Origin of the sequence: Moraxella oculi, assembly GCF_023336735.1 — a bacterium.
GTDB classification, from domain to species: domain Bacteria; phylum Pseudomonadota; class Gammaproteobacteria; order Pseudomonadales; family Moraxellaceae; genus Moraxella; species Moraxella oculi.
In genome coordinates, this window is sequence record NZ_JAMBAQ010000001.1 from 65,799 (window position 1) to 87,848 (window position 22,050).

The following is a 22,050-nucleotide window of genomic DNA, read 5'->3' on the forward strand; positions in this document are numbered from 1 at the left end:
ATGAGTCAGAAATCATGCAGGCTTTTTTTGATGATGAGTACATGCAAATCGATGATGAGGGGCATGATTTTGATGATGGCATCAAATCCACTCGCTTTAAAAAGCTCCAAAAAAAGCTTCGTAAAGAAGTATCGTGGGCGATTCGTGATTTTAAGATGATTGAAGATGGCGATGTGGTGATGGTATGTATCTCTGGCGGTAAAGACAGCTTTACTTTGCTGGATATTTTACTGTTCTTAAAACGCATTGCACCGATCAACTTTGAGGTCGTGGCAGTCAATCTTGACCAAAAACAGCCAGGATTTCCTGAAGAAGTCTTGCCAAAATATCTGTCTGAACAAGGCATTCCATACTATATTTTAGAAAAAGACACTTATAGTATCGTCAAACAAGTCGTCCCAGAGGGCAAAACCTACTGTTCAGCCTGCTCTCGTCTGCGTCGTGGCTCACTGTACGGATTTGCCAAACAAATCGGTGCTACCAAAATAGCACTTGGTCATCATCGTGATGACATTTTAGCAACCTTCTTTTTAAATTTGTTTCATGGGGGCAGTTTAAAAGCCATGCCGCCAAAGCTGTTGTCTGATGATAAGCAAAATGTGCTGATTCGCCCATTGGCTTATGTTGCCGAAAAAGACATCATTAAATATGCCAATTACAAAAAATTCCCAATCATTCCTTGCAATTTGTGTGGCAGTCAAGAAAATTTGCAACGAGCCATGATTAATGACATGCTAAGAGAGTGGGATCAGGCACACCCAAAGCGTTTGGCCAGTATGTTTAAGGCATTACAAAATGTCGCCCCAAGCCAGCTTGCCGATCGTGAGTTGTTTGATTTTGACAACCTTAGCATTGAGCGTAATGATGATGAGCGTCTGTTTGAAGGTGATCATATCCAAGTCGGCGTGGCGGATAAGCTGGCAGATATTGGATTGCCAACCAATCCCCAAGTACAAACCTTTAATCCAAAATTCACCAAAAAAGAAGACAAAAAAATCCCCGTCATTAATCCCATACTGTGATTACTGTGATAAAGTGTCTTAGACTTTAATATGATTGGTGATGCCTCAAATATAAGGCGACTGTGTACTTTGTCCAAACTGGCAACAATCAGCCAATGAAGCAACCACCAGTCAAGCTGATGATAAAAACTGGGCAAAACACCCAGTTTTATTGATTTCGTTTCATTCTACTTGGCTGATGTCTCGTACTGCTCCTGTATCGGCACTTGTTGTCAGTGCTGCATAGGCTCGTAGGGCTTGGCTGATTTGGCGTTCACGATTGACAGGCTTCCACGCCTTCTTACCTTTTGCATTCATTGCTTCACGGCGTTTGGCAAGCTCATCATTGGAGACATCAAGGTGAATGGATCGGTTTGGAATGTCGATGATGATGGTGTCAAATTCTTCTATTAAGGCAATGTTGCCACCTTCTGCTGCTTCTGGGCTTGCGTGTCCAATAGACAACCCAGAAGTGCCACCGCTAAATCGTCCGTCTGTGAGCAACGCACAGACCTTGCCTAAGCCTTTTGACTTTAAATAGCTGGTTGGGTAAAGCATTTCTTGCATGCCAGGACCGCCTTTTGGTCCTTCATAGCGAATCACAACCACATCACCTGCGACAATCTCATCATTTAAGATGGCCTCAACCGCCGCATCTTGGCTTTCAAGCACTCTGGCACGCCCTGTGAATGTTAAAATGCTTTCATCAACGCCTGCGGTTTTGACCACGCAACCACGCTCAGCAATGTTACCGAACAATACCGCCAAGCCACCATCTTGAGAATAGGCAAACTCTTTGCTGCGAATACAGCCAGATTCACGGTTGGTATCTAAGTTTGACCATTGACGATCTTGACTAAAAGCTTTGGTGGTGCGTACGCCTCCAGGAGCAGCGATGTACAGATTGCGAGCATCTAAATTATCAGGATTCATGATGTCCCATTTGGCAAGTGCGTCTTTTAAGGTGGGGGCGTGTACGGTTGAGACTTGGGTGTTTAGCAGTCCTGCTCGGTCAAGCTCTGCCAAAATGCCAATCACACCACCAGCACGATGCACATCTTCCATGTGATACTTTTGAGTGGCTGGGGCTACCTTGGATAGGCAGGGGATTTGACGACTTAAACGGTCAATATCTGCCATTTTAAAATCCACATCTGCTTCATGTGCCGCCGCCAATAAGTGTAAAATGGTGTTGGTTGAACCACCCATGGCAATATCAAGACTCATGGCATTTTCAAAAGCAGCTTTGGTTGCGATGTTGCGTGGTAGAATGGCATGATCATCTTGTTCATAATAGCGACGAGCAAGCTCAACAATCTTACGACCTGCTTGTAAAAACAACTCTCTACGCTTGGCATGCGTGGCAAGCAAAGAGCCATTTCCTGGCAATGACAAGCCTAATGCTTCAGTCAGGCAATTCATCGAGTTGGCGGTAAACATGCCTGAGCATGAACCACAAGTTGGACATGCTGAGCGTTCAACCTGTGCGACATCTTCATCACTAATCAAGCTGTCTGCTGCATCAATCATGGCATCTACCAAATCCAGCTTGCGTATGACTCTGCCTTCATGCACCGTGTTTTCGTGGGTGTGATGACCATCTACCAAAGTGCTTGCCAATACTTTGCCTGCTTCCATTGGGCCACCAGAGACAAATATGGTAGGAATGTTAAGACGCATGGCTGCCATCAGCATGCCAGGGGTGATCTTATCACAGTTGGAGATGCACACCAAGGCATCTGCACAATGAGCATTAACCATATATTCCACACTGTCAGCAATCAGATCACGACTTGGCAAACTGTACAGCATGCCCCCATGACCCATGGCGATGCCATCATCGACAGCAATGGTATTAAATTCTTTGGCTACACCACCAGACTTTTCGATTTCACGAGCGACCAGCTGACCCAAATCTTTTAAATGAACATGACCAGGCACAAACTGCGTGAATGAATTGGCAATGGCAATGATTGGCTTATTAAAATCATCATCTGTCATGCCTGTGGCACGCCATAAAGCACGAGCTCCTGCCATGTTTCGACCTGCAGTGGATGTTTTTGAGCGATAAGTGGGCATAATAAATCCTGTTGTTATCAATGCGACGCCAAAAAAGATGGCTTGCTGATGTTTTTTTTGGTGTGTGAGTAAATTGTTAAAGTGGCTATTGTACCATCATTGATTGTAAAATTTCACAAAAAATTGCCCGTTGACAATGGAAGGTCTCATATTTTATCAATGACCAAAAAAGGACAGCTGAATGAGTTTTTGATGATTGCCCCATATTTTGTTACAAAATTATGAACAAATCAAAAAAACCATGAAATACAATCAGTTAATTTTAAAATAATGGCAAATTGATCGGTATTATTCCCTGCAAATTTGCAAAAATTGTGTGAGTTTGATAAAGTGAAATTGCTAATATTGTTAGTATTTATTAAATTTGATTTAAGTATTATTATAAAAATAGCATTTGAATGTTTGAATTTACGAGTGATTTTAAGAGTGTTTTTGAATAATTTTAAATGGATATTTTTATAATAAATGGAGTGATTATGAAAAACGACAAGACTGCTGCCAACGAAAGGCGGCTCAAAAAAGAGCAAGCAGTGATGGAAGATGGTCTTCCCATCAGGCCATTTTTAATATTTCCTAAAGTCAGCCGCCCTGTATTCATCGTCTCAATGATGCTCATCGTCATTTTTATGATATTTGGTTCGCTTTTTGCAGAGCTGGCAGGGCAGTTGTTCGGTGATTTGCAAGCCATGATTACCAAACATTTTGGCTTTTTATTCATCATTTTGATGAATGTGGCACTTGTGTTGTGCGTGTATGTGGCACTTAGTCGCTATGGCGACATTCGTTTGGGTGCTCAGACTGAAACACCTGAGTATGGCTTTGGCTCATGGATTGGCATGCTGTTTTCGGCGGGTATTGGTATCGGTCTTTTGTACTGGGGTACGGCTGAACCATTGTACCATTTTGTACGGCCACCAATGGGTGAACCAAGTACGGTAGAGAGTGCCAAGCAGGCAATGCAGATATCATTCTTGCATTGGGGCTTGCATGCTTGGGCGGTATATGCGTTAGTAGCCTTAGCATTGGCGTATTTTCATTATCGTCGTGGCTTGCCATTATCCATTCGTTCGGTATTATTTCCCATCATCGGTAAAAATATCTATGGTCGCTGGGGTCATGCAGTAGACATCTTAGCGGTGTTTGGCACGATGTTTGGTGTGGTAACCAGTCTGGGCTTAGGCGTCATGCAGCTTGAAACTGGTCTTGGTCAATTGTTTGGCATTGAACCAAGCTTGGTTTTTAAAGTGGCTTTGATTGCAGGTATTACGGCATGTGCAGCGTTTTCTGTCATGGCAGGGCTGGATAAAGGGGTTAAGAGACTAAGCGACATTACCATCGTTGGTACGCTGGTGTTGTTGGCGTTCATGATCATTGCAGGCCCTACCCAGTTCATTTTAGACAGCTTTGTGGAAAATGTGGGTAATTATGCAGGTGATCTCATCACACTGGGTCTTTGGAATGAAGCCTATATGAATAGCGACTGGCAGGCTTCTTGGACAATATTTTACTGGGCATGGTGGGTGAGTTGGTCGCCATTTGTTGGTATTTTTATTGCCCGCATTTCTCGTGGTCGTACGATTCGTGAGTTCATTTTTGGGGTGCTTTTTGTACCGATGTTGTTATTGTTTTTATGGTTTACGACCTTTGGGGGTGTTGCCATACATATGGAGCTGATGGGTGATTATGGTCTGTCAATGGCGGTGTTGAATGATACAGGCAGTGCCATTTTTAAATTCATTGAATACTACCCATTCACGCAAGGTTTGGTGGTGGTGATCTTGTTGATGATTGTGCTGTGGTTTGTTACATCGGCGGATTCGGCAAGTTTGGTTGTGGACATGCTCACTGCTGGTGGTAATACCAATCCGCCAAAGGTACAAAGATTTTTTTGGGTAACTTCCGAAGGTGTGATTGCCGCCATCTTGATGGCAGCTGGAGGATTGTCTGCTCTACAAGCAGCAGCGATTGTCGCTGGACTGCCTTTTGCTTTCGTGATTTTTGTGATGATGTATTGCTTGATTCGTGCTTTGGGACGAGATCGTTTGACATTGTATCGTAATACCCAATGGTACATCACAGAAGAGTCGGCCGAGCATAATAGTGCCAATGAGATGGTGGATGAACATCTGCTACCAGGACCGCCGCCAACAGATGCGGATAAGCCATAGGCACAAACTTGTTTGATGAGCTAAAGGTCGGATTGTCATCTGACCTTTTTATAGCCTTTCAAAAAAACGATTCGAGGAAACATCTGGGTAAGGGATTTGTCATGCCAAATCCGCCCAATCATATTTGTCTTTAAACATACATTCATCAAAAACCACACACGACCCACACTTAGGATTCCTTGCCATGCAGGTATAGCGACCGTGTAAAATGAGATAATGATGGGCATCAACCAAAAATTCTTTTGGAATGCGTCTCATCAATGCTTTCTCAACAGCCAAAACAGTCTTGCCTGTGGCAAGCCCAGTGCGATTGCTCACGCGAAAAATGTGTGTGTCCACCGCCATGACAGGTTCGCCAAATGCGGTGTTGAGTACAACATTGGCAGTCTTTCTGCCCACGCCAGCGAGTTTTTCCAACGCATCTCTGGTTCTGGGTACTTTTCCATCATGGTCTTTGAGTAGGCTTTCGCAGGTTTTTATTATATTGATGGCTTTGGAATTGTACAGTCCGATGCTACTGATGTATTGTTTAAGTTTGTCAATACCTAAATCCAACATGTCCTGCGGCGTATTGGCAACGGAAAATAGTTTTTGCGTGGCGATATTGACACTTTTATCAGTAGCTTGGGCTGATAGCATGACTGCGATGAGCAGTTCAAAGTCGCTAGAATAATTAAGTTCGGTAACAGGATTGGTGATGTGCTTAGACAATTTTTCAAAAAACGCCAAACGCTTATCCTCATTCATCGCACGAGAGGCTGGCGTGTCAGCAGTTTTACTGACTTTTGGTTTTGTTTTGTTGGAAGCTGTTTTTTTGGTCATGGCAAAATGGCTGGACATGGCTAGATAGAATGACGCTTATTATAGCATGGCTTAGTACAAAAAAAATGAAACCAAAAGAGAGTTGATAAGAAGAGAGTTGGTGAAAATGTCAAAAAAGCATCAATACCAAGAACCGCATTGGCATGGGCTGGAATTCTTAAAATCTTTGGGTATAATGAGAGGTTTTTTAAATTAGCTTGGTGCTTTAAATTGTTCTAAAAATTGACGCATGATTCATATTTTTTTTAAGAGGCTGTCGAATGCTGGGCGTCTGAATAGGCTGCTTGCAAGACCCATGATTCACGAACATCGCCATGAGATATTAAGTGCATTTTGCCAACAAAAGGGCATGTCAATCCCCATGTATGGCAAGCAGAAAAATGGTAAGCCAATCATTACTAACAGTCGGCTTGCTTTTAATCAATCACATACCGATGATGGATATGCTCTGGCATTTTCAACATCGGTGCGTAATCTTGGTGTGGATATTGAAAACTTGAATCGACGGGCAAACTTTGAGAGTTTGGCAAAGCGGTTTTTTCATGCAGATGAACAGGCTTTATGGCAACAGACTCATAAAAATCAACAATGGTGGCTTAAAATTTGGACGATTAAAGAGGCGGTGCTAAAAGCAAATGGGTTGGGCATTCGACTTCCCTTAAATGAACTGAACGCTGTGTTCATTAACGATCACCAAGGAGAGCTTTATCATCAACTCATTGGGTGCTATCGTTTTGAATGCGTGATGATTGATGGGCATGTGATGACGATTGCCTACGAGGGTGATTGGCAGCCATGGGAATTTTATCATCATGTTAATGGGTAATTTTTGCCATAAAAATAGGCATCTTTTGTTGATGACTTTAAAAGACGCCTGCATGATGCCATCAGACCATCACAAACCAATCTCTCCGATGAATGGTAGATGGCGGTATTTTTGGTCATAGTCCAAGCCATAGCCAACGATGAAACGATCTTCAACCTCAAACCCTAAAAATCTCACTTCCATGTCAATTTCACGACGAGATGGCTTGCTGACTAATGTGCAAATTTCTATGGAATTAGGATTGCGAGTTTGTAGAATTTCGACTACTTTTGATAGAGTGCGACCAGAATCAATGATGTCTTCAACAATCAAAACATCTTTACCTGCGATTTCACTGTCCAAATCCTTTAAAATCTTGACATCGCCGCTAGATATGGTTGTTTTGTTGATGTAGCTTGATACGGTCATGAAATCCAATTCGTGCGGCTTGTCGATGGTGCGGCACAAATCTGCCATAAAAAGCACCGATCCACGAAGCAGTCCAACCAAAATCAAGTCTTTATCGCTGGCGGCGTAATGATTGTTGATGGCATCTCCCAGCTCTTTCACTTTATCAGTAATTTCATCGGCTGAGATCATAACATTTAAGGTGGACTGTGTGCTCATGATGCGTCTTATTTAAAAAAATGGCTATTGTAATGTATTGCGATGAGATTGGCAAGTTTTATTCAAAAGCACCTGACAGCACCATCTCGGACAAAGCAAACTGACGAACATCATTAAGCATGGTGGTGTCAAAGTTGTGAATGAATGCAAATGACAGATGACGGTCTGGATCGCAAAACGCCACTGAGCCATTATAGCCCATATGACCATAAGCGTTTGGGGTGTTTTGCAGGCTAAATAGGCGATGAAACCCTGTTCGCCAACGCATGTTGGCAGGCATGACGGCATCAAAACCATCAACTTGAATGCGACGCAAGTCATTCATCACATTGGGATTGATCAGCACTTGCTCTTGCCATACGCCACCATTGGCATGCATGGCATACATACAAGCCAATGCTTGTGCGGTCGACACGCCATTGGCCGCAGGAATCTTAGCAGTCATGACTGCTTGGCTATAATACTCCACGCCATCACGACCATTGGGCATCAAAGCGTTTTTGTAGTTTGTCAGGTTCATCTTAGAGGTATCAAAATATAGGCGATTGATATTTGCGGTGGTGATATCGGTATCTTTGAGTGCATTTTTCCATAGGGCGGTGGTGGGTAAATTGGCTAATGTCTTGAGTATTTCGGGCGTGTCAGGCTTTAAAGTGGGCTTGCGTTTGTTGTTGGGCATGCCATTAAAATATCGAACAGGTCTTGCGACTTGATGGCATTTTTCGCTAGGCAATTCATAAAACATCTGACCCATCAGACCTAAGGGTTTGGCAAGATGACAATCAAGCACCATCTGCAAGCTTTCATCTGTTACTCTCTCTATCACATGACCGATGATCCAACCAGAGACGAGCGCACTGTATGCACTGGCATAGCCATGAATTTCTTGACCTTTTGGGGTATCTGTGGTCATGTTCGCCACCAAATCCCCCATGATTTGCCAATCGGTCAAATCATCAATCGATTGCGTTAAAGTTGTGATGTTAAACAATCCTGATGTGTGAGTTAGGACATGCCTTAGGGTGATGTTGTGTTTGCCGTTATTGGCGAAAGCTTTCCAATAATGACCAATCGGTTTATCATAATCTAAGATGCCTTTTGACACCAGTATTGCCACCAAAGTGGCCATCACCCCCTTGCCAATAGAAAAATTGACTGACAGTGTCCTACCAGACCAAGCTAAGTCGGAGGTGGCATTGCCAATGGCGGTATTAACTGTCTGTTTTCCATCTTTATAGATGACCAAGGCACCGCCTGCAACAGAGTCGTCAAATTGTAGCTGTTCTAGCACTGTGTGAAAATCTTGCCAAGCCATTGCGTTGCCTTTTTTGTTATTAAACAGTGTGTCATAAATGCTGAAAATCAATTCGGTTTTTTTATGGTTCATGCGATCAGATCACATGAAGGTAATGCGACCTTGTAGATGTGGCTTGTTTGTGCCAGCAGCATACAGTGCAAAACTGCGACCACCTTCTTCTTGGCGTGCCACAAAATCAATCTTTGATGGCAAAAAAATCGGTGTCTTAAATGAGACATCTACTCGATAAGATTTGGGCAAATCGTGAAATTGAGCAATGCTTGCTGCTTTTGACCACATGCCATGTGCAATCGCCCTAGGAAAGCCAAAAGCACGAGCGGATAAGGGGTGTAGGTGAATCAGATTAAAATCCCCAGAGATGAACGCATATCGGCGACCGATATCCTCTGGAATGTTAATCAATTCGGCCCAGCCATTATCATCTGGTTCAAGGCGTGGGACGGGATCTTCAGCCTTCCTTACTTTAGGTTCGCTGACTTTCTTTTTTTGACGAGACAGATAGGTGGAGACGCCTTCCCAAACCAATTCTCCATCAATGCTGGCGGTGGTGATGAAATCAAACTGTTGACCTTTATCATGAGATCGCAGATTTGATAGGCGTACTGAAAGCGTTACCGACTCACTGTCATAGATGATGCGATGCTGTGTTACGCTGTTTTCAAGATGTACAAGACCTAGCATTGCAAAAGGAAAGTCGGGTTTTGCCATCATGTTCATCTGTAAGGTTTGAGACAGTACGGCATAATAAGTAGGGGGTATGCGACCATCATTAATGAAGCCACATATTTTGCGATACTCTCTTAGATTGTGCTCATCAATCGCAAGATGATCCACTTGATACACAGAATTTGGCAACTCATTCGCCTTATTGTCTCCAATAGGAATGAGGCTTTTGATGACATTGGCATAAGTGGTGTGCATTTTTGGCAATTCTTTAAAATGTTGTTCTGCCATACGATACCTATATGATTTGTTAATGAAATGTGATGCTGATTGCTATGCGCCGAGTAAGCTTTGACCGCAGACTCGCACAACATTCCCATTAAGACCACCAGCTTTAATGGATAATAACCAAGAGATGGTCTCTGCCACATCAATGGGTCTACCACCTTGGCTCATTGAGTTCATGCGTCTTCCAGCTTCTCTGACGGCAAATGGAATTTGATCTGTCATTTTGGTTTCGATAAAACCTGGTGCGACTGCATTAATGGTTCGATGAGTGTCCAAAAAAGATTTGGCAGTGGCTTCTACCAACCCAATCACGCCCGCTTTACTCATGGCATAATTGGTCTGACCTAAATTGCCTGCAATGCCAGAGATTGATGAAACGCATACAATGCGTGCTGTGTCGCTTAATCCGTCGTGCTTGATTAAATGGTCGTTAATGGTGTGAATGGCTTTTAAGTTAATGCTCATCACCGCATTCCACTTGTCCTCAGTCATGTTTGCCAGCGTCTTATCACGAGTAATCCCAGCATTATGCACGATGCCATCAAGTGTGCCACAGGCGTTGATGATTTGCTCGGCGGCATCATTTTGAGTGATGTCTAAGGGTAGGGCATGTCCACCCAAATCACCAGCGACTTTTTGTAGTTCTGCCAAATTTTGTGGCACATCTAAGCAATATAAAATGGCACCATCACGAGCCAAGACTTTTGCGACTGCAGCACCGATGCCACGAGCAGCACCAGTAACCAAAATTTTTCGTCCTTGTAGCGGTTTGGCGTAGTCAAAGTCCGTTGATTCAAGTTCTTTGGCTTTTTTAATGGTGATGGGTTGACCTGAAATATAAGCAGATTTGGCAGATAAGAAGAATCTTAACGCATGCTCAAGATGGGACTCGGCACCAACTTGTGTGTATAGTATGTTGGCAGTGATGCCTCTTTTAAATTCCTTGGCCACAGATTTGATGAAGCCTAATAAAGCACGCTGTGCCAATGCAAAGCCAATGTCATCACCTGTGCAGCATTCAGGGCGTGCGATGATGAGAATGCGACCAGATGACTTCATGCGACGAGCAAGTTTGTGGAAAAATTCATACACCGCTTTAAGACCGTCGACATCTTTGATGTTGGTGGCGTCAAAAATCGCAACTTTAAATTTGGCGTGATCATCTGCCAATCTTGTTTTCAAATGCTCAACGGTGGTGATTTTTGCATCCAGATCATTCAGTAATCCTTGCACCGCATTGAGCACCGTGCCATCATCGTCAGCTGCCCAGCCTAAAGCCACTTCGCCACGAATCACTGGCTGACCCAATTCATAACGATCAAGATTGATGGGCATTGGCAAGCCTAGGTTTTTAGCGACTTTTTTACCGATTGTAGATTGTACCAATTCACCGTAACGGTCACTCATGATTGTATCCTTTTTTGGTGTTTTTAATTGAAAAATTTGAATGATTGGATAATAATGACATTCTAACATAAAAAATCCGTGTTACCATGCGTTTGTCGTAGTTTTTATGGGCAGATGGTGGATTAAATTGTGTATTTCCTCCACATTTTTGTTACAAAAGACATCATTTTTGGTGTTTTTCGTCAAATAATGCTAAGCTAACGACCAATCAATCAAAAAACTACCGGTAGCTAATACCCAAGGAGAATTCATGAGTATTAAAAAAGTTGCCATTTTGGGCGGTAATCGCATTCCTTTTGCTCGCTCTAATGGTGTGTATGCAGATGCCAGTAATGGCGACATGCTTAGTGCTGCACTTGATGGCTTGGTAATGCGTTACCAGCTTGCTGATAAAGAAATTGGCGAGGTGGTGGCAGGCACGGTACTCAAGCACAGCCGTGATCTTAATTTGACTCGTGAAGCTGTGCTAAACACACAGCTTAGTGCGACGACGCCAGCCTATGACATCTCGCAGGCGTGCGGCACAGGACTACAAGCAGCTTTGGCGGTAGCGAACAAAATTGCTTTGGGAGTTATCGATAGCGGCATTGCAGGTGGTACAGACACCACTTCGGATGCTCCGATTGCTTTGGGGGAGGGTATTAGAAAGCCATTGTTGCGACTTAATAACGCCAGGGATATCAAAGCAAAACTGACTGCTTTGAGTACCATCAATCCAAAAAAATTGTTGTCGTTGCCTAAAAACAGTGAGCCTCGCACACGCCTATCCATGGGTGAGCATCAAGCCATCACTGCCTTAGAGTGGGGCATCACTCGTGCCGACCAAGACGCGCTTGCTTATGCCAGCCATCAAAACTTGGCTCGTGCTTATGAGGAGGGTTTTTTTGATGATTTGATTACTCCTTACAAAGGACTTGATCGTGATAATACTTTACGTACTGATGCCACGCTTGAAAAACTTGCTACTTTAAAGCCAGTATTTGGCAAAAAAAACGCCAACCCTACGATGACCGCTGCCAACTCAACACCATTGACTGATGGTGCGTCATGCGTGCTACTATCGAGTGAGGAGTGGGCAGAGCAACATGGCTATGAACCGTTGGCGTATTTGACCCATCAGCAAACTGCTGCAGTGGATTTTATTGGTAAGCAGGGGATTACTGAGGGCTTACTCATGGCACCTGCCTATGCAGTACCAAAGATGCTAAAAAGAGCAGGGCTGACATTGCAAGATTTTGATTTTTATGAAATTCATGAGGCTTTTGCATCGCAAGTTTTATCCACTTTGGCTGCTTGGGAAGATGAAAAATTCTGCCAAACTCGCCTAGGGCTGGACGCACCGTTGGGGTCAATAGATTTGTCAAAACTTAATGTCAATGGTTCAAGTCTTGCTGCAGGTCATCCATTTGCCGCTACTGGTGGCCGCATTCTTGCTACTGCTGCCAAACTTTTGGCACAAAAAGGTTCAGGGCGTGCTCTCATTTCGATTTGTGCGGCAGGTGGTCAGGGTGTTACTTGTATTTTGGAGCGTTAATCGTTAATGGCTGCTAATATGGTAATGATGAGAAAAGTATTTGCCTGTCCTTTACATAAAAAATATTGGCTGATCATTGCCATATCTGGCCACACACCGATGACTGACAAGCACATCAAAAAGGAGCATTTTGGTCGGATTTTAATGAATGTGTCAGTGCATTCAAGATAATATACTAAGAATGATACTTCCTAGTAATATTGTATGTATTTTGTTAATTTTTTGCTTTACATTTGTACATTTTTTCGGTATGTTATCAAATCATCGCATCATCAATGTGTGTTTATGAGTGATGTGTAGGTGATGTTCTTATTATAGGTTGTAGGAAGACTGCTCATGTTATGGTTCTTTTTCTGTGTTGTCGTTTTGCTTGTCGGCTACTTTGTGTATGGCAAGGTTGTTGAAAAAATTTTCGTCATCAATCCAAATCGAGACACGCCTGCATACACGATGAGTGATGGTGTGGACTATGTGCCGATGTCAAAAGGCAAGATTTGGCTCATTCAACTGCTTAATATCGCAGGCACAGGACCGATTTTTGGTCCAATTTTAGGTGCGTTATACGGTCCTGTTGCCATGTTGTGGATTGTCGTTGGTTGTATTTTTGCTGGTGCGGTGCATGACTATATGTGCGGCATGCTGTCTGTGCGTAATAGCGGTGCCAGCATGCCTTATCTGACGGGTAAGTATTTGGGTGTGTTGCCAAAGCATTTTATTAACATCTTGGCGGTGGTTCTGCTTGTGCTGGTGGGGGTGGTATTCGTCGCCAGTCCAGCTCAACTACTTAGCTCAATTACCATGGATGCCTTTGGTACAAAGACAACAAATGTTGCCAGTGGTACTGTCTTTGGTATGACTAAAGAGGGCGTCATTATCATATGGACGACCATCATTTTTGCGTACTATATCATCGCCACCTTGTTGCCGATTGACAAGATTATTGGGCGTATTTATCCAATTTTTGGTGGGTTGTTGTTATTCATGTCATTGGGCATGACTTATGGTTTGGTCATGAATGAGCTGGGCAGTGCTCAAAGTTATTTTTATGGCAGTATGGGCGGTTTATCTGTTGAGTCATTCTTTCAAAATTTACAACCAAAAGGCGATTTGCCGATTTGGCCATTGCTCTTATTAACCATCACTTGCGGTGCGTTATCAGGCTTTCACGCCACTCAAACACCATTGATGGCAAGATGTGCCATGAATGAATCAGAAGGTCGCTTCATTTTTTATGGTGCGATGATTGCTGAAGGCATCATTGCCTTGATTTGGTGTACTGTTGGTCTGTCATTTTATCCAGATTTGGTATCGCTACAAGAAGCCATTGTGGCAGGTTCGCCATCAAAAGTTGTGTATGACAGCTCGATTGCCTATTTGGGGGCAATTGGGGGAGTTTTTGCTGTGCTTGGTGTTGTGGTGTTGCCAATCACATCAGGTGATACGGCTTTTCGTGCAGCACGCTTGATTGTGGCAGAGTTTTTGAATGTTGAGCAGCGTACTTTAATAAAGCGTCTATGGATTGCCATACCGCTATTTGTGATTGGTTTTATTGTTTCAAAGGTTGATTTCCAAATCTTATGGCGTTATTTTAGTTGGGCAAACCAAACCGTTGCTGTGGTCATGCTATGGACGGCGGCAGGCTATCTGTATCGCTATCATAAATTTCATTGGATTTGTACCATTCCTGCCGTAGTGATGACAGCAGCTTGTGCGACTTTCTTAGCTTATAACAAAATTGGTTTTGAGCTTGATTATACGCTATCGCTGTATGTCGGTGCGGCATTAACCGCCATCATTACCATTGCTTTTTTCTTGTTCGTTAAGCGTGAAAGCATCGCAGGTGATCCAGAAGCATTAACAAATGCCAAGGGTTAACCTTAGCTTAGATTAAAATGCGAGCCTGTCTGGGTTCGCATTTTTTATGAGTGCTAATTTTGTGGGTGATGCTAAAATGGGGCATTATAAGCAATTGGCAGGCTTGGGAAGACCTGCAATGCGATTGACATGGCGTGCGACCAAGCCTGTCTGGAACAGCTGTTGGAGTTTGGTATTGTCAATGTCATCATCTGGTAGAGTTTGTTTTAGGTGTTTGATGAGTGGGCGTGTCGTGGGACTGTGGTGATATTTATCAAAAAAATCACGCACCGCATCTAAAATGCGATAATGTATCTCATCAAGCGTTATGCCCAAATCATTCGCCAAAATCTGTGCTGCTTGTGGTGTCCAAAGTGTGTGGTCTTCAAGATGACCATCTTTATCAAGCGTCAAATCATTTGGGTCTATCATCATCAAAACTCCAACACTCCATCAAAATCTGCTGTTTGTACCGCCTTTACCATCGTCAAGGCATTAACAATGGCATCATCTAATGACACGCCCTCTTTAAAGTTTGCCCATGCTTTTGGCAGGTCGTACAGTTCAAGTGATTGAATCATGCCATGGGCACGGCTTTGGCAATCATTTAATACAAGATGGCTTTGACTGGTAAAATGAAATTGTACCAAATGATCAAAGCTTGCTAAGGTCAGCCCCAGTGCGATGGCTTCATAAGCAATCAATTCGCTGTCTGAGTGGATTGTGATTAAAAATTTCATGGTAAAAACTAGAATGTGAAAACGCTTGAAAATGATGCTTTTTGTCAAAACTGCATGACTTTGGTGTCATCTTTGATTTGCAAGGCAAGTTCTGAAAGCCCTACCAAACGAAATGGCTTACGCAGATTTTCGCCGTCCAAGCCATGTCTTTTGGCGTTGTCAGCGTCTGTTATTCCTCGAGCCAAAGCAGTGCTGACACAGACAGGTAAGTCAAGTGAATATTCATCAGCAAGCATGACCCAGGCATCACTCACACTCATCACATCTGCAGTCTGCCACATCAGACGGTTGGCGGTATGAGCACCATCACCATAAAAAAATACACGCACTTGCTCTTTATTATCAAGCAGCTGCCTTGCGACATTCACAGCGTCTTTGGCTGTGCGACTGTGTGGATTTTTGGTAATGAGTAATAGGGTAGGCATGGCGATTTTGCTCACAATGATGGGTAAAAATCACATAAAAAATTATCTGATGATGCGTATTATAGCCTAAATTTTGGTGTAAAATGAGAAAATATTTTATGATGCCAAATGGGTTTAATGACTTACCATGACCATGTTTATTCCAACTCAAATACAAATTGACACATTAAAGCTTGCCAGTCCCTTTGCGCATTCAATTTATCTGAAAAAAACAGCAGAGATTCAAGCATTCATCACAAATCATCCATTGGGCTGTGGTCTTACTACTCAAGGATTTGATCGCTTGATTGATGACTTTGTTGATCAAGTGAATGATGAAAGAATCATGGCAACACTTCGGCAGCTGCGTCAGCGACTCATGGTGCGTTGGATATGGCAAGATGCACTGGGCATGATAACGCTTGAAACGCTCATGCAAGAGTTGTCTGATTTTGCCAATGCGTGCATTCGTTTTGTCAAAAATCATGTTTATCATGGATTAACACAGCGTTACGGTGTGCCCATGACGATGGTCAATGGAAGAAAGCGGGTAGATGAATTTGCGGTAATTGCCATGGGTAAGCTTGGGGCAATGGAGCTGAATTTGTCAAGTGATATTGACTTGATTTTTGTGCATAAAGGAGCGGGTGAGACAGATGTTGGTCAATTTGGCAAAAAAAGCATTGAAAATCAAAAATTCATGACGCATTTGGCTCGTGGTATCATTCGCCTGCTTGATGAAGTGCTGGCAGATGGCTTCGTTTTTCGGGCGGACATGCGTTTGCGTCCTTGGGGTGATGGTTCGCCATTGGTGATGACAGCGACCGCCCTGGAAAAATATTTTAACCAACATGGACGGACTTGGGAGCGGTTTGCCTGGCTTAAAGCGCGTGTGGTGAACGATCTTAGTGAGGAATTTTTAGATACGCTGTCAGATTTGCGTAAGAGTTTCGTGTATCGATATTACATTGATTATAGTGCATTTGGTGCTTTACGAGAGATGAAATCACTCATCGTAGCACAGCAGACGCAGCGTCAAGATTTGGATAATATTAAATTGGGCGTGGGAGGGATTCGAGATATTGAATTCATCGTGCAGTCGTTCATGCTGATTTATGGTGGGCATCAAGCAGCATTGGGTGAAAACTTATCTTGTTTGGATGGCATTACTGCCTTGATGAGATTTGGGTATTTGGATGCTGATGAGGCGATGGACTTGGCAAATGCCTATCGGTTCTTGCGAAGGCTTGAACATGCCATTCAAGCACGCCATGATGAGCAAACTCAAAAACTGCCACAGGACGAACAGGAGCTTTTGGCAATCGCAAGTGTGCTGAATTTTGAGAGTTTGGAAGAGTTTCGTCAAGTACTAGATGGGCATCGCCAAAGAGTATCGGTGCCTTTTGATAGAATGATTACCGACCGCCAAAGCCCTGCTCAAAACATGAAAGAGATGACAAGTGCTTGGCAAGAACTGCAAGAATGCCTAAATGATGACAGTGTGCGGCTGCTAAAAGAATTTTATGGATCTAAGCTGGTAAAAAGTCTGGAAGCTGAGCCAAAATCTCGCTTGGATGCAGCTTACCCCATCATCATGCATGCCTTACTAGAACATGCCAAACAAGATGGTGTGGCACAAGCAGATCTGGCTGTACCAAGATTGATTGCACTGCTTGAATCAATCTGTCGCAGATCCATTTATTTGGTGATGCTTGCCGAAAATCCCAACGCCACCATCGCCTTGGTGCCGATGCTCTCAGCCAGTCGCTGGATTGCCCAAGAGTTGGCACTGTATCCAATGTTGCTTGATAATTTTCTACAAAAGCGCTATCTGCATTTGCCAAATAAAGATGAGCTTGCTGACATTTTACGCCAAAGTTTGCTTCGAGTGGAGAGGTTTGATGATGAAGGATATTTGGCCGCCATTCGGTTATTTAAAAAAACGCAAGTTCTGGCAGTGGCATCGGCAGATGTACTTGGGCTTCGCCATATCATGAAAGTGTCTGACAGCTTGACTTTCATTGCCGAAATGGTGCTTGAATCGGCATTGTATCGTGCTTTTGATGAGTTGGCTGCTAAGCATGGTTACCCATTACGACAAAACGGTGAGCGAGCCAGTCATGTACACATGGGTTTTGCCATCATTGGCTATGGTAAGCTTGGGGGCATTGAGATGAGTTATGCGTCCGATTTGGATGTGGTGTTTTTACACAGCATCAATGAGCAAGCTGATACAGATGGTGCTAAGCCAGTCAGTGGCATGAAGTTTGCTTCTCGTTTGGTGCAAAAGATTCTAAGCTATCTGACCACGCAAACCAGAGATGGCAGGGTGTATGAGCTTGATATGCGTCTGCGACCATCGGGCAATGCTGGCGTGATGATTGGCTCGGTTCAAGCGTTTGAACGATATCAGACTCAAAAAGCATGGGCATGGGAGCATCAAGCATTGGTGCGTGCAAGAGGGGTTGCGGGCGATGCGTCAGTGCTGTCTGCTTTTGATGACATTCGCCAAGATGTTCTGATTAAGTGGCGAGACATTGAGCAGGTGCGTACCGATGTTCAGCAAATGCGTCAAAAGATGCAAAGCCATCTAGGCACACAAGGTGATCAGTCACATCAGTTTCATCTTAAACAAGACTTTGGCGGCTTGGTGGATATTGAATTTTTGGCACAGTTTTTGGTATTGGCTTATGCACACCAATACCCCAATCTTGCCATTTGGTCGGATAATGTGCGTATTTTTGAAGAGGTGGCAAAAACAGATTTGTTAAGCGATGTGTGGTGTGAGAAGCTCACAGACACCTATCTACTGCTTCGCAAGGCAACGCATGAACTGGCTTTGTCCGACAAAAAAGCGATTGTTGATGATGAGGCTTGGCAGGACAGTAGGGCGTTCGTATGTCAAGTGTGGCAGTCGGTCTTTGGGTAGGGTGCTGGCTTGATTACTTGGCAGTCTCATTAACAATCATCTTTTTGGTGAGTTGTGGTAGATTGGCTTTGTATATTAAGAACCACTCACTTGAATTCAATGTTACTAGAAAAAACCAAATGATGAGCTTGCATCATCAGTCGTTTGCCCTCCCTTTTGACTTTTTGAGCGAATGACAATTTTGCCTTATCGCCTTTAAGGACTAGGCGGTTTTGTTGGCGTTCCTTTTCTAGATCGCTATTAATCGCTTGATGATTGGGCAGTCGGTCGCTTTGGATACATAAAGCGGGAGTCAGTTGGTACACTTTTAAGCTTGGCTCTCGGCTTAAAAAACACTCAAACATGAGGTGATCTATCGGCTTGGCTTGATGTTTGAATGATTCTTGCACATAGTTTATCAAAGCTTTCGCCATGTCTTGATGAATGATGTATCCAGCAGTCCCTAAGTTGGCTTGTTTAAGCTGTCTGATTGAGCGGTGTTGATGATGATGAATGGCTTTTGCCAGCATCAACTTGTCAAAAAAATGCTCCAGCTTAATCAGCCTGCACTCATCAATAATCCAGTCGCTATTGCTTAAAAATTGATCAGCATGTTCGCCCAAATGCACATCATCTTCAAAGATGCCAATATGACTGTCGTTATTATCGATCATTTTTTGCCATAAGCACAGATGGCTAAATAAACAAGCATACTCGCCTTTGGTTAGGGTGTCATGCGAAATGTTGATTTGAAATTTTTCTGCCAAGCTGGATAATTGATTGGGTGTAACTGCATCAAAAAACTCAAAATCAATGCAATGTTTGCCAAACTCATGACTGATGTGTTCTCGTCTTTGGCTGGCGGTCGTCAGACTGATGACATGGTTATTTAGTTTCATGGTCTAAATTCCAATTTGGTTTGTTGCAACTGGTCTTTTAGCTGTATGAAAGGTCGTTTGAGTTCTCGTACCAGTTTTTGCATGAGGGTCAGATTTTTGGTTGTTACATGCTCTCGCCACTGTAAATGTGTGGAGAATTTTTGATGATCGGGGTATAAAATGCAGTCTTGAATACATAATACAGGGTTGAGCTGATGAATGGGAATGAGATGCTTGTTAAGCACGGTATTAAATAAGTACTGATCGATGTGGTCGAGATGGTCTAGGGTTAAGATATGATCGTACAATTTTTTGGCGGCATCTTTTGATAAAATATAGCCACCAGCACCAATGTGTATAGACTGCAATGTGGACAGTTGATGACCATGCTTTAAAGTGATGGGGTTTTTTAATAATGCTTTTTTTGCGGTTTTTTCAATCTTAATCAAGCCTGAATCTTTGGGTATCCAAGTGGTATCGGTTAAGAATGAATGAGCATCTCGGCTTAAATAGACATCATCTTCAAAAATGGCGATGTGTGGCATGTCGTCATCAATCGCTTTTTTCCATAAGCAGACATGACTGCACAGGCAGCTCAGTTCGTATTCACTCAACTGATGCTTGCTGTTCAAATCAATGTCCAACCGTTGGGCGGTATCTTTCAGACTGCTGGGCGTAACCGCATCAAAAAACTCAAAATCAATGCAATGTTTGCCAAACTCATGATTGATGTGTTCTCGTCTTTGGCTGGCGGTCGTCAGGCTGATGACATGATTATTCATGTTTTAAATTCCGTGTCAATATATGAGTATGCTGATTTGGTGGTTAAAGAGCTGGATTAACTTTCACGCCTAGCTTTTTTGCTTAAAAATTTATCATGATTGACATTGATTTGTCTTTTGACGCCCATGCGTACGGCCTTGATGGTTCTGATGCCCAGTTTGAGTTGTTCAATGATGCGGTTTTTTTTAAATAAACATCGATGCCAAAAGTTAGGAGAGATGGCAACGGTGTTTTGAATCGCTCCAATGAGTGATTTTGGTGGCATTTCCACTGGAATGCCATAATCAGGGCAAATCACCTCTTGGAGTAAGGCGGCAGGTTCGATTTGGGCAACTTTTAAACCTGTGTGTCCATAGATGAACGCATCGGCAAGACCAAGTGTTTTTTCAGCTTTGTGGAGCAGTTTTTTCGCTCCGTTTGGGTAGATGAGATAGCCACCTGTGCCGCTTTTTTCTAGGTAAAGATGATACAGATGATACTCGTCATTTAATAATGCCTGAAAAGGGGTTTTGCTGACAATTTTATTTCTAGGTTGTACTTCAAGATTGATAAGATCGATATTAGCTGCCAATTGGCAGCCTTCAATCTGCGATAACAGTTTAGCAAAATCATGTACCAGTACCGCATCATCTTCTAAAATGACGGCTGCTTGATTCGTCATGACGACCTTTTCCCACGCTTTTTTATGACTTAAAAAGCATGCCATTTCAGTTTGTTTCATCAGCCGTTGCCCGTGTCGAATATGACGCTGATAAAAATCGGCTGAAACATCTTCCACTGATACGGCAGCCAATCGCTCAAACTTCAAGCCAAGCTTGGCGAATTGACGCTTCTGTAACGCCAGTCTGTCGGTGGATTGTTCTAAATTGATGATATAAATGTTCATGATGAAGTCATCTTAAATGATTTTTTTGCCAAAGCAACAGATATTTATTGAAAGTATATTGGCAAAATATTAGGGAATAAGCAAGCCCATATTTGCCCTGTAAAAATCGCCCATCAAAAACATATTGACGCAAAAACTGCCACAAAGGATTGATGAGTATGGCCAAGAAAGTCGTTCTTTTGCCTTTTTGGTGCTGTTCATCTGCCCAAATTTGAGCATACTGTAAGCGTTTTTCTAATAAAAATGAGAGGGTTGGGGCGGTGTGATGATTTAAAAATCCTGCCAAACTTGCTGTTTTTGCTCCTGTGATGTCCAAGGATTCATGCACACGCAAATCGTTAAAGCCAAAAGAGCTTGGAAACAATCGCCAGTAAGATTTTACGCCCCAGTATGGATTGTCAATTTGATGACCAGCAATGAAATCCAATCGTCTAAGACCATAAACCGTATTGTCAGGTTTGGTGTGAATGATTTGTAAAATGCTTTGTTTTAATTGGGAAGTGATTTCTTCATCAGCATCCAATGCCAAAATCCAATCGCCGGTTGCATGACTTTGGGCGATTTGGCGTTGTCTGCCAAAGCCTTGCCAGTCATTATTGACAAACCATTTAGCATGGTACTGTTCAGCAATCTGCCGACTGCCATCACTGCTGCCACTATCTAGAATGATGATTTCATCTGCCAAGCCACCTAGAGCGGGCAAAGAGATGGCGAGATTGTGTGCTTCGTCCTTGACAATCATGACGACAGATAAAGAGGGGTTTTTCATGGTGGATCATCAATAAAATTTGCTTCATTATACTCATTATTAGCCAAAAATTTAAGTATCAGATGATAATTTTTGAAGTTGAAGATTGGATGGTGTCCAAAATCTCATACGCCCTG

At 43.1% G+C, this 22,050-nt stretch carries 19 protein-coding genes and 1 pseudogene; 7 read left to right on the top strand and 13 right to left on the bottom strand.

What is annotated here, in order from left to right; translation table 11 throughout:
* The first annotated feature begins 14 nt into the window (after positions 1-14).
* Positions 15-1,022 (top strand): tRNA 2-thiocytidine(32) synthetase TtcA, encoded by a 1,008-nt coding sequence (gene ttcA, locus M2R47_RS00315; RefSeq protein ID WP_418001167.1) that lies wholly within the window; start codon positions 15-17, stop codon positions 1,020-1,022.
* 162 nt (positions 1,023-1,184) lie between these two features.
* Here the strand turns inward: ttcA and ilvD are convergent, their stop codons facing one another.
* Positions 1,185-3,080 (bottom strand): dihydroxy-acid dehydratase, encoded by a 1,896-nt coding sequence (gene ilvD / locus M2R47_RS00320; protein WP_249097414.1) that lies wholly within the window; start codon positions 3,078-3,080, stop codon positions 1,185-1,187.
* Positions 3,081-3,613: 533 nt separating this feature from the next.
* Here ilvD and M2R47_RS00325 point away from each other — a divergent pair.
* The gene (locus tag M2R47_RS00325) at positions 3,614-5,248 is read left to right on the top strand and encodes a BCCT family transporter (protein WP_249097760.1); all 1,635 of its coding nucleotides are present in this window, start codon (positions 3,614-3,616) and stop codon (positions 5,246-5,248) included.
* Between the two features lie 99 nt (positions 5,249-5,347).
* On the opposite strand, the gene nth is transcribed toward M2R47_RS00325, so the two are convergent.
* Positions 5,348-5,995, bottom strand: coding sequence for an endonuclease III (nth, locus tag M2R47_RS00330; protein ID WP_249097761.1), 648 nt, complete (start codon positions 5,993-5,995; stop codon positions 5,348-5,350).
* A 370-nt stretch (positions 5,996-6,365) separates the two neighbouring features.
* Between nth and M2R47_RS00335 the strand changes: the two genes are divergently transcribed.
* The gene (locus M2R47_RS00335) at positions 6,366-6,896 is read left to right on the top strand and encodes a 4'-phosphopantetheinyl transferase family protein (RefSeq protein ID WP_249097417.1); all 531 of its coding nucleotides are present in this window, start codon (positions 6,366-6,368) and stop codon (positions 6,894-6,896) included.
* Between the two features lie 69 nt (positions 6,897-6,965).
* On the opposite strand, the gene hpt is transcribed toward M2R47_RS00335, so the two are convergent.
* From hpt to M2R47_RS00355, 4 genes are read right to left on the bottom strand one after another with little or no spacing between them, the layout of a single operon-like run.
* Positions 6,966-7,502: a hypoxanthine phosphoribosyltransferase gene (gene hpt, locus M2R47_RS00340; RefSeq protein WP_249097419.1), complete on the bottom strand. Its 537-nt coding sequence runs from the start codon at positions 7,500-7,502 to the stop codon at positions 6,966-6,968.
* 58 nt (positions 7,503-7,560) lie between these two features.
* On the bottom strand, positions 7,561-8,889 hold the full coding sequence (locus M2R47_RS00345; RefSeq protein WP_249097421.1) for a serine hydrolase domain-containing protein: 1,329 nt from the start codon (positions 8,887-8,889) through the stop codon (positions 7,561-7,563).
* Positions 8,890-8,898: 9 nt separating this feature from the next.
* Positions 8,899-9,774 carry a MaoC family dehydratase gene (locus M2R47_RS00350; protein ID WP_249097423.1) on the bottom strand — a complete coding sequence of 292 codons (876 nt, stop codon included), beginning with the start codon at positions 9,772-9,774 and terminating at the stop codon, positions 8,899-8,901.
* A gap of 42 nt (positions 9,775-9,816) precedes the next feature.
* Positions 9,817-11,178: a 3-oxoacyl-ACP reductase gene (locus M2R47_RS00355; RefSeq protein WP_249097425.1), complete on the bottom strand. Its 1,362-nt coding sequence runs from the start codon at positions 11,176-11,178 to the stop codon at positions 9,817-9,819.
* Between the two features lie 250 nt (positions 11,179-11,428).
* Here M2R47_RS00355 and M2R47_RS00360 point away from each other — a divergent pair, with 250 nt between their 5' ends.
* The 3 genes from M2R47_RS00360 (at position 11,429) to M2R47_RS00370 (ending at position 14,587) form a co-directional block, all read left to right on the top strand.
* The gene (locus M2R47_RS00360; RefSeq protein ID WP_249097427.1) at positions 11,429-12,712 is read left to right on the top strand and encodes an acetyl-CoA C-acetyltransferase; all 1,284 of its coding nucleotides are present in this window, start codon (positions 11,429-11,431) and stop codon (positions 12,710-12,712) included.
* A gap of 18 nt (positions 12,713-12,730) precedes the next feature.
* Positions 12,731-12,883 (top strand): hypothetical protein, encoded by a 153-nt coding sequence (locus M2R47_RS00365; protein WP_249097429.1) that lies wholly within the window; start codon positions 12,731-12,733, stop codon positions 12,881-12,883.
* A 165-nt stretch (positions 12,884-13,048) separates the two neighbouring features.
* Positions 13,049-14,587, top strand: coding sequence for a carbon starvation CstA family protein (locus tag M2R47_RS00370; RefSeq protein WP_249097431.1), 1,539 nt, complete (start codon positions 13,049-13,051; stop codon positions 14,585-14,587).
* Positions 14,588-14,671: 84 nt separating this feature from the next.
* On the opposite strand, the gene M2R47_RS00375 is transcribed toward M2R47_RS00370, so the two are convergent.
* From M2R47_RS00375 to tusD, 3 genes are read right to left on the bottom strand one after another with little or no spacing between them, the layout of a single operon-like run.
* A complete protein-coding gene (locus tag M2R47_RS00375; protein ID WP_418001163.1) occupies positions 14,672-15,001 on the bottom strand; it encodes a TusE/DsrC/DsvC family sulfur relay protein in 330 nt (109 codons plus the stop codon).
* Positions 15,001-15,306 (bottom strand): hypothetical protein, encoded by a 306-nt coding sequence (locus M2R47_RS00380; RefSeq protein WP_249097433.1) that lies wholly within the window; start codon positions 15,304-15,306, stop codon positions 15,001-15,003. Before M2R47_RS00380 ends, M2R47_RS00375 begins: the two co-directional genes overlap by 1 nt.
* Positions 15,307-15,350: 44 nt before the next feature.
* Positions 15,351-15,731 carry a sulfurtransferase complex subunit TusD gene (gene tusD / locus M2R47_RS00385; RefSeq protein WP_249097434.1) on the bottom strand — a complete coding sequence of 127 codons (381 nt, stop codon included), beginning with the start codon at positions 15,729-15,731 and terminating at the stop codon, positions 15,351-15,353.
* A gap of 127 nt (positions 15,732-15,858) precedes the next feature.
* Here tusD and glnE point away from each other — a divergent pair, with 127 nt between their 5' ends.
* Positions 15,859-18,639: a bifunctional [glutamate--ammonia ligase]-adenylyl-L-tyrosine phosphorylase/[glutamate--ammonia-ligase] adenylyltransferase gene (glnE, locus tag M2R47_RS00390; RefSeq protein WP_249097436.1), complete on the top strand. Its 2,781-nt coding sequence runs from the start codon at positions 15,859-15,861 to the stop codon at positions 18,637-18,639.
* 86 nt (positions 18,640-18,725) lie between these two features.
* Here the strand turns inward: glnE and M2R47_RS00395 are convergent, their stop codons facing one another.
* From M2R47_RS00395 to M2R47_RS00410, 4 genes and pseudogenes are all read right to left on the bottom strand, one after another.
* Positions 18,726-19,517, bottom strand: coding sequence for a glycosyltransferase family 25 protein (locus M2R47_RS00395; protein ID WP_249097438.1), 792 nt, complete (start codon positions 19,515-19,517; stop codon positions 18,726-18,728).
* On the bottom strand, positions 19,514-20,278 hold the full coding sequence (locus M2R47_RS00400) for a glycosyltransferase family 25 protein (protein ID WP_249097440.1): 765 nt from the start codon (positions 20,276-20,278) through the stop codon (positions 19,514-19,516). The genes M2R47_RS00395 and M2R47_RS00400 overlap by 4 nt, the downstream gene beginning before the upstream one ends.
* A 56-nt stretch (positions 20,279-20,334) precedes the next feature.
* Complete coding sequence (locus M2R47_RS00405; protein WP_249097442.1) at positions 20,335-21,165, bottom strand: glycosyltransferase family 25 protein; 831 nt, start codon at positions 21,163-21,165, stop codon at positions 20,335-20,337.
* 16 nt (positions 21,166-21,181) lie between these two features.
* Positions 21,182-21,907: pseudogene (locus tag M2R47_RS00410) on the bottom strand (glycosyltransferase family 2 protein); the annotation flags it as partial.
* Between the last annotated feature and the right edge of the window lie 143 nt (positions 21,908-22,050).

Bases quoted from the DNA above. Each gene is read 5' to 3' on its own strand.
- M2R47_RS00395 (WP_249097438.1), bottom strand. From the start codon at position 19,517: ATGAAACTAAATAACCATGTCATCAGTCTGACGACCGCCAGCCAAAGA.
- nth (WP_249097761.1), bottom strand. From the start codon at position 5,995: ATGAATGAGGATAAGCGTTTGGCGTTTTTTGAAAAATTGTCTAAGCAC.
- ttcA (WP_418001167.1), top strand. From the start codon at position 15: ATGCAGGCTTTTTTTGATGATGAGTACATGCAAATCGATGATGAGGGG.
- glnE (WP_249097436.1), top strand. From the start codon at position 15,859: ATGACCATGTTTATTCCAACTCAAATACAAATTGACACATTAAAGCTT.
- M2R47_RS00370 (WP_249097431.1), top strand. From the start codon at position 13,049: ATGTTATGGTTCTTTTTCTGTGTTGTCGTTTTGCTTGTCGGCTACTTT.
- M2R47_RS00400 (WP_249097440.1), bottom strand. From the start codon at position 20,278: ATGAATAATCATGTCATCAGCCTGACGACCGCCAGCCAAAGACGAGAA.
- tusD (WP_249097434.1), bottom strand. From the start codon at position 15,731: ATGCCTACCCTATTACTCATTACCAAAAATCCACACAGTCGCACAGCC.
- M2R47_RS00355 (WP_249097425.1), bottom strand. From the start codon at position 11,178: ATGAGTGACCGTTACGGTGAATTGGTACAATCTACAATCGGTAAAAAA.
- ilvD (WP_249097414.1), bottom strand. From the start codon at position 3,080: ATGCCCACTTATCGCTCAAAAACATCCACTGCAGGTCGAAACATGGCA.
- M2R47_RS00360 (WP_249097427.1), top strand. From the start codon at position 11,429: ATGAGTATTAAAAAAGTTGCCATTTTGGGCGGTAATCGCATTCCTTTT.
- M2R47_RS00335 (WP_249097417.1), top strand. From the start codon at position 6,366: ATGATTCACGAACATCGCCATGAGATATTAAGTGCATTTTGCCAACAA.
- M2R47_RS00365 (WP_249097429.1), top strand. From the start codon at position 12,731: ATGGTAATGATGAGAAAAGTATTTGCCTGTCCTTTACATAAAAAATAT.
- M2R47_RS00325 (WP_249097760.1), top strand. From the start codon at position 3,614: ATGGAAGATGGTCTTCCCATCAGGCCATTTTTAATATTTCCTAAAGTC.
- M2R47_RS00345 (WP_249097421.1), bottom strand. From the start codon at position 8,889: ATGAACCATAAAAAAACCGAATTGATTTTCAGCATTTATGACACACTG.
- M2R47_RS00405 (WP_249097442.1), bottom strand. From the start codon at position 21,165: ATGAACATTTATATCATCAATTTAGAACAATCCACCGACAGACTGGCG.
- M2R47_RS00380 (WP_249097433.1), bottom strand. From the start codon at position 15,306: ATGAAATTTTTAATCACAATCCACTCAGACAGCGAATTGATTGCTTAT.
- hpt (WP_249097419.1), bottom strand. From the start codon at position 7,502: ATGAGCACACAGTCCACCTTAAATGTTATGATCTCAGCCGATGAAATT.
- M2R47_RS00375 (WP_418001163.1), bottom strand. From the start codon at position 15,001: ATGATGATAGACCCAAATGATTTGACGCTTGATAAAGATGGTCATCTT.
- M2R47_RS00350 (WP_249097423.1), bottom strand. From the start codon at position 9,774: ATGGCAGAACAACATTTTAAAGAATTGCCAAAAATGCACACCACTTAT.